Genomic DNA, 15,638 nt, shown 5'->3' on the forward strand with positions numbered 1-15,638 from the left:
CGATCAACCGGCCGATACGAATTCGCCATATCCCAATACTCGAACACCCACCCGGTTATCCACATCACCGCCACGCCCATTTCCCAACAGGCTCTGCAACCCGACAGTGGCGCAACACCCCGTCACCGGCGACCCTGATTTCGGTCAAGTGGGCACTTCGGGGACGGGGATCGGGCGGCCGAAGAGGGCTTCGCCGACGGCGGCCAGGTGGGGTGCGATGTCGGCCTCGGTTGCCTTGGCCAACGTGGGTGTGCCGACAGCGGTTCGGAGGATGCCGATGCCGAGCAGCCAGGCGGCGAAGAGTTCGGTCCGGAGGTCGGCATCTTCGTTGCCGTCGGCAAGCTCCTGGAGAACGCCGAGGTAGCCGTCGCAGACCTGTTGGCGGACCCGGTCGCGCATGTCGTCGTGGCTCGCGGACCGGAGCATCGCGATCAACGGATGTTCGCCGGCGTACTCGGCCCAGTCCTCGAAGACGAGCTGGCGCAGGAGCTTCGCGGGCAGTTCATCGACCGGGCCGTCGGGGAGCACCACCGGAGCGGACGAGGTCGCCATCGCCTCGGTGAACAACTTCGACTTCGACCCGAAGTACCGGAACACCAATGCCGGATCCACGCCGACGTCCCCGGCGACATCTCGGACGCTGGTCCCGTCGTACCCGTCGCGGGCGAACCGCAGGCGCGCGCACTCCAGCAGCCGGGCCCGGGTCGCCTCCCGATCCCGCTTGTGCGTCATCACGGCTCCTCTCAAGTCATCGGTCGTTGACATCCTAACTGCCGACTGCCTATGCTCCAGCTAAGTCATCGATCGATGACTTAGTCTGGGGAACGAGGAGACAACCGATATGAAGAACGTGTTCGTGGCCGGTGGGACGACCGGAATGGGCCGGGCGATCGCGATGCACTACCTGGAGCGGGGTGCCCGCGTCACCGTGGTCGGGAGTACGCCGGCGCGTGGTGAGCGGTTTCTCGCCGACGCGGCCGCGCTGGCGGCGCGAGATCGGGCGGCCTTCGTGTCCGCCGATCTGCTGTCGGTCGCGGAGAACCACCGTGTCGTCGAGGAGATCGAGGCGCGGCACGACGCGTTGGACGCGGTGGTGTTCACCGCGATGCTGCCGTTCATCAAGCGGCACGAGACGGTCGACGGGTTCGAGGGGTCGTTCGTGCTGTACTACCTCAGCCGGTTCATCCTGAGCTACCGGCTGACCGGCCTGCTGGAACGCGGCGATACCCCGATCATCACCAGCATCGGCGCGACCGGGCTCACCAAGGGCGCGGTCAACTGGGACGACCTGCAGTTCACCCGCAACTACGGTGTCGTCCGCGCGACGATCAGCAGCGGCCGGGCGAACGACCTGCTCGGGGTGCACTACGTGGCGAACCACCCGGACGGGCGGACGAAGTACTTGCAGCTGCGTCCGCCGTACACGAACAGCGGGACCAACCACCTGCCCCAGCCGTACCGCGCGCTGTCGCGGCTGCTCGCGACGCTCTTCGCCAAGTCGCCCGAGGAAAGTGTTCGCGGCACCCTCGCCCTGATGGACGATCAGCCCACCGACCGCCTAATCCTCCGCGCCCTCGACAAACCGGTCGACCCCAACCTGCCGACCTTCGACCCCACCAACGCCCAACGCCTGTACGACCTGACCAAACACGTGCTCACCCCCTTAACCGAAACGCCGCTCGGTCAGGTCCCGGCATCGGCCGGCCGGCGCGACCCCACCTTGGGCACCCGGCAGGCGTAGTCGGGCGGGAAACGTGCCTGGCCGGCGCCCAAGGTCGCGCGTTCCACTCGATGGACCGGACCTGACTGTCAACACCTTCTGGGGAGATGGGACAGGGTATTTCCTGTCCGAGGCACCGGCTTCTTGTCCGAGGTGCCGGCTTCCTGTCCGAGGTGGCGGGAAAGTGGGGCGAAGTCGGGTGTCGAATTGGTGGTGGCCGGGTCGACGTGAGAGTAAGTGATCGACCGACGAACGAGGGAGTGGCAACTGATGCGGTACATGATCATCAACAAGGCGGACGCGGACACCGAGGCCGGGAAGATGGTGAGCCCGGGGGTGGGCGAGGCGGTCGGCAAATTGGTCGACGACCTGTCGAAGTCTGGTGTGCTGCTGTTCGCGGAGGGCGTGCACCGGAGCTCGCTGGGTGCCCGGGTGAAGGTGGCCGGTGGCAAGCGGACGGTGACCGATGGGCCGTTCGCGGAGACCAAGGAGCTGATCGGCGGCATCATCGTGATCGAGGTCCGCGACCAGGACGAGGCGATCGAGTGGGCAGCGCGGCTGGCGGAGGCGCTCGACGCCGAGGTGGAAGTCCGCCGCGTCGTCGAAGAAGCCGACTTCGACAACCCCGAGCTCTTCCAGCACTGAGTTCTTGGGTGACCTGGCAGCCAAGAGCTGCCAGGTCACCTAAGCTCGGTCGGGTGACGGTTGCGGAGGCGCAGGGGGCTGTTGACGCGGTCTGGCGGATCGAGTCGGCTCGGATCATCGCGGGGGTCGCGCGGATCGTCCGGGACGTCGGGCTGGCCGAGGAGCTGGCACAGGATGCCCTGGTGGCGGCGCTGGAGCAGTGGCCGGAATCGGGGGTGCCGAAGAATCCGGGGGCCTGGCTGATGGCGATCGCCAAGCGCCGGGCGATCGACCTGATCCGGCGGAAGGAGACCTACCAGCGCAAGCTGGCCGAGCTCGGGCACGAGCTGGAGATCGACGGCGACAGCGTGGAAGACGATGTCGAGGCGATTCTCGAGGACCAGATCGAGGACGACCTGCTCCGGCTGGTCTTCACCGCCTGCCATCCGGTGCTGACCACCGACGCACGGGTGAGTCTGACCCTGCGGCTGCTCGGCGGGTTGAAGACCGACGAGATCGCCCGTGCGTTCCTCGCACCGGAGCCGACCATCGCGCAGCGGATCGTCCGGGCCAAGCGGAACCTGGCGAAGGCCGGGGTGGAGTTCGAGGTCCCTGCCGGTGACGAGCTGATCGAGCGGCTGTCGTCGGTGCTCGAGGTGATCTACCTGATCTACAACGAGGGGTACTCCGCGACCGCGGGCGACGACTGGATGCGCCCGGCCCTGTGCAACGAGGCGATGCGGCTCGGCCGGTTGCTCGCCGAACTGATGCCGCAGGAGCCCGAAGTCCACGGCCTGCTCGCGTTGATGGAGCTCCAGGCGTCCCGCGCGACCGCCCGTACCGGCCCGTCCGGCGAACCCGTCCTGCTGCTCGACCAGGATCGCCGTCGCTGGGACCGCCTGCTGATCCGCCGCGGCCTGGAGAGCATCGAGCGCGCGTGGACCCTCGAAGCGCCACCCGGCCCGTACCTCCTCCAGGCCGCGATCGCCGCTTGTCACGCCCGAGCCGCCGAGCCCGGTGACACGGATTGGGCGCGCATCGCCGGCCTGTACGAGGTACTGGCGCAACTGGTCCCGTCGCCGGTGGTCGAACTGAACCGGGCGGTCGCGATCTCGATGGCGTTCGGGCCCGAGCGGGGACTCGTCGCGGTGGACGCGTTGCTCGACGAACCGGCGTTGAAGGACTATCACCTGCTGCCGAGTGTGCGCGGCGATCTGCTGTTCAAGCTGGGCCGGTACGACGAGGCGCGGGCGGAGTTCGAGCGGGCCGCCGGGCTGACCCGGAACGAGCGGGAGCGCGCACTCCTCCTCGACCGGGCCGCTGCGTGTGGTGTCGATTCTGGTGTCGATTCTGGGGCGGGTCGTTCGACGCAGGGGTGACGCCGGGAGAACGCCCGGCCCGGATGAGGAGAAACATCATGGAAAAGGTCACCTCGGCAGACGGCACCCCGATCGCGTACGACCGGCTCGGCGACGGATCCCCGGTGATCCTGGTCTGCGGCGGCTCGGTGGACCGGATGTCGAACGCCTCGCTGGCCGCGCTGCTGGCGGAGAACCACACCGTCTACAACTACGACCGCCGCGGCCGGGGCGACTCCGGTGACGCGGAGGTCTACGCGATCGAGCGCGAGTTCGAGGACCTGGACGCGATCTTCGCGTTGGCCGGTGGATCGGCTCACCTGTACGGCACCTCGTCCGGCGCGGCCCTGGCCCTGCTGGCGACCGCGTCCGGCCGTCCGGTGAACCGGCTCGCGCTCTGGGAGCCGCCGTACATTCTCGAGGGCACCCGGCAGCGGCCGCCGGCGAACACGGCCGACATCTACCGGGAGTTCGTCGCGGCGGGCCGGCGGGACAAGGCCGCGGAGTACTTCATGGCCGAGGTGGTCGGGCTGCCGGCCGAGTTCGTCGCGATGGCGAAGGAGTCGCCGTGGTGGCCGGACCAGGAGGCGATCGCGCACACCCTCGCGTACGACGCGACGATCATGGCCGACTACGAGGTCCCGACCGACGCGATCGCCAAGGTGACCGTGCCGACCCAGGTACTCAGTGGCGGCGCGTCCGACGACTGGATGCTGAAGAGCAACCAGGCCGTGGTCGAGGCACTCCCCAACGGCAGCCACCGGGTCCTGCCCGAGCAGCAGCACAACGTCGACGCCGCCGTACTGGCGCCCGCTCTGAAGGAGTTCTACCGATGACGAACACAGCGGTCTCGAAGGACGGGACGACGATCGCGTACGACCGGGCCGGGGACGGGCCTGCGGTGGTGCTCGTCGACGGGGCGCTGTGCAGTCGCGCGCAGGGCCCGATGCCCGACCTGTCGAAGGAGCTCGCCGGCAGGTTCACCGTCTACAACTACGACCGGCGCGGCCGGGGTGACAGCGGTGGGAGCAAGACCGGCGACGCGGCGTACGAGTTGGATCGGGAGATCGAGGACCTGGCCGCGGTGATCGAGGCGGCGGGCGGATCGGCGTACGTCTACGGCACGTCGTCCGGGGCGGCGCTCGCGCTGCGGGCCGCGGCGGCCGGGGTGCCGATCACGAAGCTGGCCGTGTTCGAGGCGCCGTTCGTGGTGGACGACAGCCGCAAGCCGATCCCGCGCACCTGGGTCGCGGATCTGCAGCAGCTGGTCGACGCCGGCCGGCGCGGCGACGCGGTGAAGTACTTCATGACGAAAGGCATCGGGCTGCCCGGCGTCGTCGTCCTGATGATGAAGCTGATGCCGGCCTGGAAGCCGATGAAGGAACTCGCCCACACGCTTCCGTACGACGCGGCGCTGCTCGGGGAGAACTGCTTCGGTCAACCGCTCGACGCATCCCAATGGTCATCGCTTGAGCAGCCGGTCCTGGTCGCGGGCGGCGGAAAGAGCCCGGGCTGGATGCGCACGTCGGTCTGGGCGGTCGCCGACGCGATTCCCGGGGCGACCCACCGGGAGATCCCCGGTCAGAACCACATCATCAAGGCGACCGCAATCGCCCCGGTGCTGACCGAGTTCTTCAGCTGACACCGTTGCGTCCGAGGAACCGTGTGACCCACGGTTCCTCGGACGCAAAAGCAGAGGTGTCAGCCGACGGTGATGAGGCCGCCGGCGTTGGTGCGGGCGGCGTCGAAGCGGGCCTGCGCGTCGGCCCAGTTCACCACGTTCCACCAGGCCTTGACGTAGTCCGGCTTCACGTTCTTGTACTGCAGGTAGAAGGCGTGCTCCCACATGTCCAGCATCACGATCGGGATCTGCCCGGCCGGCAGGTTGGCCTGCTGGTCGTACAGCTGGTGGATCAGCAGCCGGCCCTGCAGCGCGTCCCAGCCGAGGATCGCCCAACCGGACCCCTGGATGGTGGTCGCCGCCGCGGTGAAGTGCGCCTGGAACGCGTCGAACGAGCCGAAGTACTCGTCCAGCGCGGCCGCCAGCTCGCCGTCCGGCTTGTCGCCACCCTCCGGCGACAGGTTCTTCCAGAAGATCGAGTGGTTGACGTGCCCGCCGAGGTTGAAGGCGAGCGTCTTCTCCAGCCCGACGATCGAGCCGAAGTCGCCCTTCTCGCGGGCCGCGGCCAGCTTCTCCAGGGTGTCGTTCAGGCCGTTGACGTAGGTCTGGTGGTGCTTGGAGTGGTGCAGCTCCATGATCTCGCCGGAGATGTGCGGCGCCAGTGCGCCGTAGTCATAGGTGAGGTCGGGAAGCGTGTACGTGGTCAACTCTGCTCCTTCGTCGGGGCCCCGTCGGGGCCGATATCTGCGATGTCCTGTCTCAGCGGCACCAGCTTGAAACTTCAACCACGGTTGAGGTCAAGTCACCACGCCGGGCGGCGCCCGCCTTGGTCGACCCTGTGCCCGAACCTGTCGCCGTCTACACCCGGCCGACGGCTCGGTCACCACCCAGCTTCACATACTCCGCCACCCGCGGAACCGCCCGGTCTCATCCCAGTCCGAACCTCTCAACAGCCACTCAGCACTGTGCGGAGCCGGGCGGCGAACGCGTCCGGGTCGTCCACGAAGCCGATGTGGCCGCCGGGGAAGAAGGTGGGATCGATGCTCAGCCCCTTCGCGAGTGCGCGCGACGTCCAGTCGCAGAGCTGATCGGCCGATTCCTCACCGATCCCGACCACGATGTGGACAGGGCCGGACGTCAACGCGTCCAGGTCCGGCTGCCAGCGAACACTCGGGCGCAGCTCGTGCTCGAACCAGAACCGCTCGTCGGCCACGACCTGCGGGTCCCGCTCGCCGCCGAACATCACCTCGATCATCTCGTCCGGCAGCTGGATGTTCGCCTGGACGAAGAACTTCCGCCAGGCCCCGAGCACGTCACCGCCGAGGTAGGTCGCGACCAGGTCGTCGGCCAGTTCCCGCTGCCGGTCGCGATCGTCGAGCAGTTCTTCCAGTGGCGGCTCGTGTGCGATCGCCGTGCGGACCAGTTCGGGGTGGTGCTGGGCGAGCGCGAGGGTGCTGACCGCCCCGCCGCTCGAACCGAGCACGATCGCCGGTCCCGCGTCGAGGTTCCTGATCAGCCGGGCAAGGTCGCCGGCGCGCTGCTCGGGCGTCGAGTCGGCCGTCGGATCCTCGAGCGGGCTGCGGCCGATCCCGCGCGGATCGGTGGTCAGCACGGTGTGGTCAGCGGCCAGCAGATCGGCCAGCGGGGCGAACGACTGGGCATTCATCGGTGCACCGACCAGTACTACGAGGGGCCCGGCGCCGCGGACCTCGTAGTACAGGCCGGCGCCGGGGGTCTCGAGGGTCGAGGTGGTGGTCATCGTCTTCTCCTTCAATCGTGGGTCCTTGGGGATACAACGAGTGGAGAGTCCGGCGATGGACATCCGGTCCGAGATCGGCTGACTACGGTCTGGTGCAGGGGCGCGCTGGCGGGGCGAATAGACTTTGACCGCCGATGTCGGTGGCGAGCCCGGCCGCCGAGGCCTTCAGATCCCCATTGACCTGACCAGAGGTTGTTGTCGTGCTCACCATGCAGGACGCGCTGCTCGCGCTGACGAAGTACTGGACCGCCCGTGGCTGCATGATCGTGCAGCCGTTCAACACCGAGGTGGGAGCCGGCACGCTGAACCCGGCGACCATTCTGCGGGTGCTCGGTCCGGAGCCGTGGCGGGTCGCGTACGTCGAGCCGAGTGTGCGGCCGGACGACAGCCGGTACGGCGAGAACCCGAACCGGCTGCAGACGCACACCCAGTTCCAGGTGGTGCTCAAGCCGGACCCGGGCAACCCGCAGGAGCTGTTCCTGGACAGCCTGGAAGCGCTCGGCATCGACATCCACGCCCACGACGTCCGGTTCGTCGAGGACAACTGGGCGAACCCGGCGACCGGCTCCTGGGGACTCGGCTGGGAGGTCTGGCTGGACGGGCTGGAGATCACCCAGTTCACCTACTTCCAGCAGGCCGGCGGGATGACGCTGGACCCGGTGTCGGTGGAGATCACCTACGGCATCGAGCGGATCATGATGGCGCTGCAGGGCGTCTCGCACTTCAAGGACATCGCCTACGCCCCGGGCATCTCGTACGGCGAGGCGTTCGGCCAGGCGGAGTACGAGATGAGCCGGTACTACCTCGACGACGCCGATGTGGATGCGCAGAAGCGGCTCTTCGAGGAGTACGCGAACGAGGCCCGCCGGATGCTCGACGCCCGTCTCCCGGTCCCGGCCCACGCCTATGTACTCCGGTGCTCGCACACCTTCAACATCCTGGACGCCCGCGGCGCGGTCAGTACGACGGAACGGGCGAAGGCGTTCGGCCGGATGCGCGGCCTGGCTCGTGAGGTCGCCCAGCTCTGGGCCGAGCGGCGGACCGAGCTCGAGCACCCGCTGGGTCTCGCCGAGCTCCCCGACGCCGCGCCGGAGCCGGCCGAGTTCCCCAAGGTCAGCGGGACCCGGCAGCTGCTGTTCGAGATCGGCACCGAGGAGATGCCGCCGTCGGAGGTCACCAAGACCGCGGACGCGGTGCACCAGGCGCTGACCGAGAAGCTGGCCGCGACCCGGCTCGGCCACGGCAAGGTGACCACGTACGCGACGCCGCGCCGGGTGATCGCGTTCGTCACCGAGGTCCAGGCGGTCGAGCCGGACGCCGAGCGGGTGGTCCGCGGTCCGCGCAAGTCGGCCGCATTCGATGCCGAGGGCAACGTCACGAAAGCGGCCGCCGGGTTCGCCCGCGGCCAGGGTGTCTCCGCCGATGAGTTGCACGAACTGGACGTGGACGGCGTCGAGTACGTCGCGGTGACGAAGCCGGATCCTGGTCGGGGTGCGGCCGAGGTGCTGAGCGGCGTACTGGCTGAAATCGTCAGCGGGCTGCGGTCGGACAAGAACATGCGGTGGAACGACGCCAAGTTGTCGTTCACCCGGCCGGTCCGTTGGTTGGTGGCCCTGCTGGGCGACCAGGTCGTCCCGGTGTCGGTTTCGACCCTCGCTGCGGGCCGGACCACACGCGTCCACCGCACGGCCGCGCAGCCGGCCGTCGAGATCGCCGCGGCCGAGGGGTACCTCGACCTGCTCCGCATCCACGGTATCGAGGCCGACCCGGCCAAGCGCCGCGACCAGATCGTCAAGGCGGCCGTCGAGCTCGCCGGCACTGTCGGCGGCACGATCGACGTCGACGGTGAGGCCGCGCTGATCGACCAGATCGTCAACCTGGTCGAGGAGCCGACACCGATCCTGGGCGGCTACTCGGCCGACTACCTGGACCTGCCGGCCGAGATCCTCACCACCGTGATGCGCAAGCACCAGCGCTACCTGCCGGTCCGTGCCGAGGACGGCAAGCTGCTCGCGCATTTCGTTGCCGTGGCCAACGGTTCCGTCGACGAGGAGACCGTGCGTGGCGGTAACGAAGGCGTCCTGCGGGCCCGGTACGAGGACGCCAGCTTCTTCTGGCGGGCCGACCTGGAGACCACGCCCGAGGAGATGAAGTCCGGGCTGGAGAAGCTCGCCTTCGAGGAGCGGCTCGGTTCGATGGCCGAACGGGCGGGCCGGATCGGCAAGGTTGCCTTGAAGCTCGCCGAGACGGTGGAGCTCGACGGTGACGACCTGACCACGTTGCGCCGGGCGGCCGAGCTGGCCAAGTTCGACCTCGGTTCGCAGATGGTCGTGGAGCTGACCAGCCTGGCCGGCACGATGGCCCGCGAGTACGCCCGCCGGGCCGGTGAGACCGAGGCTGTCGCGCAGGCGCTGTACGACATGGAGCTGCCGCGCTCGGCGGGTGACCCGATCCCGGCGACCACCCCGGGTGCGCTGCTCGCGCTCGCGGATCGCTTCGACCTGCTGGCCGGTCTCTTCGCGATCGGCGCGAAGCCGACGGGCAGCTCCGACCCGTTCGCGCTTCGCCGGGCCGCCGCGGGTGTGGTCGCGATCCTGCGCGAACACCCGGAGCTGCGCGCGATCAGGCTGTCCACCGGCCTGGCCGCGGCCGCCGGTGAGATCGGTGCCCAGGGCATCGAAGTTTCGGCGGACTCGCTGGCCGACGTGGCCGAGTTCACCGTCCGGCGGTACGAGCAGCAGCTGCTCGATCGTGGTGACGACCACCTCCAGGTCGCCGCCGTCCTCCCACTCGCCGAAGCGCCCGCGACCGCCGACGAGGCCCTCACCGAGCTGGAGCGCCTGGTCACCACCGACGGCTTTGCGGACTTGGTCGCGGTGCTCCAGCGGGTACGCCGAATCGTGCCCGCGGACGTTGAAGCGCAGTACGACCCGGCCAAACTGACTGAGCCGGCTGAGCTCGTCCTGCACGAAGCGGTGCAGAAGGTCGGCAAGGCCCCGACCGCACTGGCCGAGTTCGTCCCGGCCGCGTCGGTCCTGGTCGAGCCCGTCACCACCTTCTTCGAGGAGATCCTGGTGATGGCCGAAGACCCCGACCTTCGCGCCGCCCGCCTCGGCCTCCTCGCCACCATCAGCGATCTGGCCGCCCCCGTCATCGACTGGCAAGCCCTCGGCACCAGCCTGACCGCATCAGCCTGACCGCCTAGAGCGGGAGGGTCAGTAGTGGGGCCAGGCGGTCGGCGATCAAGTGGTAGCCGTCGGGGGTGGGGTGGACCTCGTCGGCGTACAGGTGGCGGGCTTCTTCGGGGGTGAGGATGGTGCGGCCGTCGATCAGGTGGAGGTCGGGGTCGTGCAGGGTGCGGGCGCCCAGTTCGATGCAGGCGCGGACGTCGTCGAGGGTGAGGCCGACGGCGTTCGGTTTGCCTTCCAGGTCGGGCGCGATGAGCGGTGTGATCACGACCAGTGGGGTGTGTGGATGGCCGTCGCGGACGGTGCTGACGAAGGACTCGACCTGGCCGGGAAGGGTTCGCCCGCTGAAGGTCTCGGCGCCGTAGATGTTGATCCCGAGGCACATCGAGATCAGCCTGGCGGGGGTGTCCCGGATCGTCCGGGCGGCGATCGGGTCGAGGTGGCATTCGCCGGAGAAGCCGAGGGCGACCAGGTCCCATTGATGCCGCCGGGCGACCAGGGCCGGCCAGGTCTCCGAGGGACCATTCGCCCCGCTGCATTGGGTGATCGAGCTGCCGTACGTGATCCAGCGCGGCCCGGTCGGCGGCCGCGGCACTGCTTCCCCGTCGAAGCGGACCGCCCGCACGCCGATCGCTCCGGACTGGGGTAGCCAGATCTCCAGATCGACCGGTTCGCCGGGGAGGTCGACGGTGATCAGTTGTTCGCCTGGGTTGACCTCATGGCGCTGGTGCAACTCGCCGCCGATCAGGAAGTCGACCGGTGCGATGCGCGCGTAGATGTCCAGAGCGGCCCGGATCTCCAGGGTGACCGCGGTCGCCGTCGTACTCCAGGCTGCCCGTACGCCGGCCGGGGTGGCCGCGCGTGACCAGAGGCGGTGGCCCGGCTTGTTCGGGTAGGCGTGCCAGTCGTGCAACCGGAACGTCTGGCCGCGCGGGTCGAGCCGCCAGAAGGTCGCCCAACCGTCGGCGTCGACCTCGCGGTACCGGTATCCGGTCCAGAGCGGATCAGCGACCATGGCTCTCCTTCGTCAAAAGCCTGCCTATCCTCAAGTGCCCAGCCTCAAGTGCCCAGGCTGCTCAGTGCGCGGGCGCCGAGGCTGGCGTTCACGTGGGCAAGCATGACAGCCGCGGCGGTCTCACCGTCGCGCGAGGCGATCGCGTCGACCAGGGCCAGGTGGTCGGCGTGGGTGCGCTCCAGGTCCTCCTCGGTCCGTCCGCTCTCCAGCGCCAGCCGGCGATAGCGGTCGGCCTTGTCCCAGAGCCCGTCAAGGGCCTGGATCAGGAGCTGGTTGTGCGACGCCGTGTAGATCGCGGCGTGGAAACAACGATGGCTGGCCAGCTCCTTCGGCCCGGGATCGGTCCGGAGCGGCTGAAGGTCCGACGCGGTCTGCCGGATCAGGTCGAGGTCCGCCCGGGTCCGGCGTTCCGCGGCGAGGCCGGCGGCCAGCGGATCCAGCGAGCGACGGATTTCGAGCAGGTCGCGAGCCTCCTCCGCGGTCAGCGCCGGCACTCGCGCGTCGCGGTGCGCGTCCAGCTCGACCAGGCCGTCGCTCATCAACCGGCGCAGCGCCTCCCGAAGCGGGGTCGTGCTGATGCCGAGCTCCCGCGCCAGCGACCCCTGCTGGATCACCGAGCCGGGTGCCAGCTCGCCGGCGAGGATCTTGTCCCGGACCAGCCCGTACGCCGTCTCCGCCTTCGTCGACACCGATCCTCCAGTCGTTATAACGCGAGATCCGCCCGTTTCAAGCACTGAGACTACTCCACAAGCCAGCTTGACGAAACAGATTATAACGAAGGACAGTGGTTCGCGGACACCGACGAGAGGACAGTCACGATGGATTCGACCCACAGCTACCGGCTCGGCGTCCTGTCCGGTGACGGCATCGGACCTGAGATCGTGCCCGCCGCTGTGCGGGTGATGGACGCCGCCGTCGCCGCAGCCGGTGCACCCCCGATCGAGTGGGTGCCGTTGCCCGTTGGCGCCGCCGCGATCGATACTCACGGCAGCTCCCTACCGCCGAAAACGGTCGAGACCCTCGCGGAGCTGGACGGTTGGTTGCTCGGCCCGCACGACAGCGCGTCGTACCCGGAACCGCATCGCTCCCAGCTCAACCCGAGCGGCGCGCTGCGCAAGCACTTCGACCTGTACGCGAACATCCGGCCGGCCAAGTCCTTCGACGATCGCGGCATCGACCTGGTCGTCGTACGGGAGAACACCGAGGGCTTCTACGCCGACCGCAGTACGTATCGCGGCACCGGCGAGTTCATGCCGACGCCGGATGTGGCCATCGCGATGGGCATCTTCACCCGGCCCGCGATCGAGCGGATCGCTCGGGAGGCGTTCGAGCTGGCGCGTCGCCGCCGCAACCACGTGACCGTTGTGCACAAGGCGAACGTGTTGCGTACCAGCACCGGCTTCTTCCTCGACATCTGCCGCGAGATCGCCGCGGCGTACCCCGAGGTCGAGGTGGACGACTTCCACATCGACGCGATGACGGTGCACCTGGTCCGGCGCGCTCCCGCGTTCGACGTCGTGGTGACGGAGAACATGTTCGGCGACATCCTCTCCGACCTGGCCGGCGAGCTGGCCGGGTCGCTCGGGATCGCGCCCTCGATCAACTCCTCCACCGAGCGCGCGATGGCCCAGGCCGCGCACGGTTCCGCGCCGGACATCGCCGGGCGGGATCTGGCCAACCCGACCGCGATGATCGGATCCGGCGCGATGCTGCTCGACTGGCTCGGCCGCCGGTACGACGACCAGCGCGCGCTCGAGGCCGCGGTACTGATCGAGAAGGGGCTGTCGGCAACCATCAGCCAAGGAACCCGGACCAGGGATCTCGGTGGAACTGCCGGTACGGCGGAGTTCGGGGCGGCTGTGGCGTCGTCGATCGGGTCGCCGTGATCTACCAGCCATTGCAGGCGTCACCCCGGATGCCCCGGACCCTGCGCATCCTGCTGGAGAACGCACTCCGGCACCACACGGCAGCCGACGTACTGCGGAATTGGGTGCCTGGGGCAACCGGTGAGATCGAGGTGTTCCCGTCCCGCGTATTCCTGCACGACACGAACGGCGTACCCGTGCTCGCCGACCTCGCCTCGATGCGCGACGCACTGGCCGAGTTCGGTGGCGATCCGGCCGGGCTGGATCCAGTGATCCCGGCCGAGTTGGTGGTCGACCACTCGGTGATCGCGGACGTCTTCGGCCGGCCGGACGCGTTGGAGCGCAACGTCGAGCTGGAGTACCACCGCAACGCCGAGCGGTACCGCTTCCTGCGTTGGGGGCAGCAGGCCTTCGACCGGTTGAAGATCGTGCCGCCGGGATCGGGGATCATGCACCAGGTCAACCTGGAGAAGCTGGCCCGGGTCGTGGAGATCCGCGATGGCGTGGCATTCCCGGATCTCTGCCTGGGCACGGATTCGCACACCACGATGGTCAACGGACTCGGTGTGCTCGGCTGGGGGATCGGCGGGATCGAGGCCGAGGCCGCGATGCTCGGGCAGTCGGTCTCGATGCTGATCCCGCCGGTGGTCGGTGTCCGGCTGACTGGTTTGCTGCCGGCCGGTACGACGGCGACCGATCTGGTGCTGACGATCACAGAGCGGCTGCGCGCACACGGAGTGGTCGGCAAGTTCGTCGAGTTCTTCGGCCCGGCGCTCGCGGAGCTCCCGGTCGCGGATCGGGCGACGATCGCGAACATGAGCCCGGAGTTCGGATCGACCGTCGCATGGTTCCCGATCGACGAGCAGACGCTCACCTATCTCCGCTTCACGGGTCGCCCGGCCGAGCACGTCGACCTGGTGGAGGACTACGCCAAGGAACAAGGGCTCTGGCACGACTCGACCACCGAGCTGACCTTCGACGAGGAACTGACCGTCGACCTGGCCGACGTGGTCCCGTCGATCGCCGGCCCGAACCGTCCCTACCAGCGCATCCCGTTGACCGAGGTACCGACCACCAAGGCTCCGACCGACGAACTGCGGGACGGGTCGGTGGTGGTCGCCGCGATCACGTCGTGCACGAACACGTCCAATCCGAGCGTGATGGTCGCGGCCGGACTGCTGGCGAAGAAGGCCGTCGAACGCGGGCTCGCAACGCAGCCGTGGGTGAAGACGACCCTGTCGCCCGGATCGCGAGTGGTGATGGAGTACTACGATGCCGCCGGGCTGACGCCGTACCTGAACAAGCTCGGGTTCCACCTGGCCGGATTCGGCTGTATGACGTGTATCGGCGCGTCGGGTGGGCTCGCGGACGGCGTGGCCGAAGTGGTTCGCGCAAAGGACTTGTCGGTCGCGGCCGTGCTGTCGGGGAACCGGAACTTCGAGAGCCGGATCCAGCCCGACGTCCGGCAGAACTACCTCGCTTCGCCGCCGCTCGTGGTCGCCTACGCGCTCGCGGGACGGATGGATCTCGACCTCCAGGCCGATCCGCTCGGAGTGGACGACGATGGCCGGCCGGTCCATCTGAGGGATCTGTGGCCGTCCCGGAACGAGATCGAAGAGGTGATCCGGACGGCGCTGCGGCCCGAGATGTTCACCGAGGTCTACGCCGACGTGTTCGCAGGTGACGATCGCTGGCGGAATCTGCCCGCTCCCGTCGGCGACACGTTCGCCTGGGAGGACGAATCGACGTATCTCCGGCGTCCGCCGTACCTGGAAAACCCTGCGCAGCCTGGTGATCTGAAGGGCGCGCGGGCGTTGGTGCGGCTCGGCGACTCGGTGACCACGGATCACTTGTCGCCGGCTGGAGCGATCCCGGCCGACAGCGTTGCCGGGATGTATCTGCGTGAGTTGGGTGTGCGTGAGCTGAACACTTACGCATCGCGGCGCGGGAACCACTTGGTGATGATGCGTGGCGCGTTCGCCAATCTGCGGTTGCGGAATGCGTTGGTGGACGTTGAAGGCGGCTTCACGACCAAGGATGGCGAGCTGCTGACGATCTACGACGCGGCCGAGGCCTACCGGGCGGACGGTACGCCGGTGGTGGTTGTCGCGGGCAAGGATTACGGGATCGGGTCGTCGCGGGACTGGGCGGCGAAGGGGCCCGCCCTGCTCGGCGTACGGGCTGTGCTGGCGCAGTCGTTCGAGCGGATCCATCGGTCGAACCTGGTCGGGATGGGCGTGCTGCCGCTGGAGTTCGCGGCGGGCGAGGGGGACGACCTGACCGGTGAGGAGCCGATCGACATCACGCTTGGCGAGGACGGGTTCGCCCTGGTCCGATCCGCCGGTCGTAGTTATCGGATGCGGATGCGGCTCGATACGCCGCGGGAGGTCGAGTACTACCGGCACGGCGGGGTGCTGCCTTACGTGCTGGCGCGGTTGCGCGGGGAAGCGTTGCCTCACTTGGAGCGTAACGAGTAAGCTGATGTAAC

At 68.7% G+C, this 15,638-nt stretch carries 13 protein-coding genes; 8 read left to right on the forward strand and 5 right to left on the reverse strand.

Going from position 1 to position 15,638, the window contains the following annotated elements; translation table 11 throughout:
• Nucleotides 1–144: 144 nt before the first annotated feature.
• Nucleotides 145–732: a TetR/AcrR family transcriptional regulator gene (locus EV643_RS23620; RefSeq protein ID WP_133802317.1), complete on the reverse strand. Its 588-nt coding sequence runs from the start codon at nucleotides 730–732 to the stop codon at nucleotides 145–147.
• Between the two features lie 109 nt (nucleotides 733–841).
• Here EV643_RS23620 and EV643_RS23625 point away from each other — a divergent pair, with 109 nt between their 5' ends.
• The 5 genes from EV643_RS23625 (at nucleotide 842) to EV643_RS23645 (ending at nucleotide 5,344) form a co-directional block, all read left to right on the forward strand.
• Nucleotides 842–1,741 carry an SDR family NAD(P)-dependent oxidoreductase gene (locus EV643_RS23625; protein ID WP_133802318.1) on the forward strand — a complete coding sequence of 300 codons (900 nt, stop codon included), beginning with the start codon at nucleotides 842–844 and terminating at the stop codon, nucleotides 1,739–1,741.
• A gap of 249 nt (nucleotides 1,742–1,990) precedes the next feature.
• On the forward strand, nucleotides 1,991–2,365 hold the full coding sequence (locus EV643_RS23630) for a YciI family protein (protein WP_133802319.1): 375 nt from the start codon (nucleotides 1,991–1,993) through the stop codon (nucleotides 2,363–2,365).
• Nucleotides 2,366–2,418: 53 nt separating this feature from the next.
• Nucleotides 2,419–3,723, forward strand: coding sequence for an RNA polymerase sigma factor (locus EV643_RS23635; RefSeq protein ID WP_133802320.1), 1,305 nt, complete (start codon nucleotides 2,419–2,421; stop codon nucleotides 3,721–3,723).
• A 38-nt stretch (nucleotides 3,724–3,761) separates the two neighbouring features.
• Nucleotides 3,762–4,538, forward strand: a complete 777-nt coding sequence (locus EV643_RS23640) for an alpha/beta fold hydrolase (RefSeq protein ID WP_133802321.1) — start codon at nucleotides 3,762–3,764, stop codon at nucleotides 4,536–4,538.
• Nucleotides 4,535–5,344: an alpha/beta fold hydrolase gene (locus EV643_RS23645; protein WP_133802322.1), complete on the forward strand. Its 810-nt coding sequence runs from the start codon at nucleotides 4,535–4,537 to the stop codon at nucleotides 5,342–5,344. Before EV643_RS23640 ends, EV643_RS23645 begins: the two co-directional genes overlap by 4 nt.
• 59 nt (nucleotides 5,345–5,403) lie before the next feature.
• On the opposite strand, the gene EV643_RS23650 is transcribed toward EV643_RS23645, so the two are convergent.
• Together EV643_RS23650 and EV643_RS23655 are read right to left on the reverse strand one after the other, a co-directional pair.
• Nucleotides 5,404–6,030: a superoxide dismutase gene (locus EV643_RS23650; protein ID WP_133802323.1), complete on the reverse strand. Its 627-nt coding sequence runs from the start codon at nucleotides 6,028–6,030 to the stop codon at nucleotides 5,404–5,406.
• 239 nt (nucleotides 6,031–6,269) lie between these two features.
• Nucleotides 6,270–7,082, reverse strand: coding sequence for an alpha/beta fold hydrolase (locus EV643_RS23655; RefSeq protein WP_133802324.1), 813 nt, complete (start codon nucleotides 7,080–7,082; stop codon nucleotides 6,270–6,272).
• Between the two features lie 209 nt (nucleotides 7,083–7,291).
• Here EV643_RS23655 and EV643_RS23660 point away from each other — a divergent pair, with 209 nt between their 5' ends.
• Nucleotides 7,292–10,279: a glycine--tRNA ligase gene (locus EV643_RS23660; RefSeq protein ID WP_202869741.1), complete on the forward strand. Its 2,988-nt coding sequence runs from the start codon at nucleotides 7,292–7,294 to the stop codon at nucleotides 10,277–10,279.
• A 4-nt stretch (nucleotides 10,280–10,283) separates the two neighbouring features.
• Here the strand turns inward: EV643_RS23660 and EV643_RS23665 are convergent, their stop codons facing one another.
• Both EV643_RS23665 and EV643_RS23670 read right to left on the reverse strand, forming a co-directional pair.
• Nucleotides 10,284–11,285, reverse strand: a complete 1,002-nt coding sequence (locus EV643_RS23665; RefSeq protein WP_133802326.1) for a GDSL-type esterase/lipase family protein — start codon at nucleotides 11,283–11,285, stop codon at nucleotides 10,284–10,286.
• A 44-nt stretch (nucleotides 11,286–11,329) separates the two neighbouring features.
• Nucleotides 11,330–11,974, reverse strand: coding sequence for a GntR family transcriptional regulator (locus EV643_RS23670; protein ID WP_202869728.1), 645 nt, complete (start codon nucleotides 11,972–11,974; stop codon nucleotides 11,330–11,332).
• A gap of 129 nt (nucleotides 11,975–12,103) precedes the next feature.
• Here EV643_RS23670 and EV643_RS23675 point away from each other — a divergent pair, with 129 nt between their 5' ends.
• The gene (locus EV643_RS23675; RefSeq protein ID WP_133802327.1) at nucleotides 12,104–13,171 is read left to right on the forward strand and encodes an isocitrate/isopropylmalate dehydrogenase family protein; all 1,068 of its coding nucleotides are present in this window, start codon (nucleotides 12,104–12,106) and stop codon (nucleotides 13,169–13,171) included.
• Nucleotides 13,168–15,627: an aconitate hydratase gene (locus tag EV643_RS23680; RefSeq protein WP_370452344.1), complete on the forward strand. Its 2,460-nt coding sequence runs from the start codon at nucleotides 13,168–13,170 to the stop codon at nucleotides 15,625–15,627. The genes EV643_RS23675 and EV643_RS23680 overlap by 4 nt, the downstream gene beginning before the upstream one ends.
• The last annotated feature ends 11 nt before the right edge of the window (nucleotides 15,628–15,638 follow it).

The sequence above is a fragment of the Kribbella caucasensis genome, assembly GCF_004361855.1.
Classification (GTDB): domain Bacteria; phylum Actinomycetota; class Actinomycetes; order Propionibacteriales; family Kribbellaceae; genus Kribbella; species Kribbella caucasensis.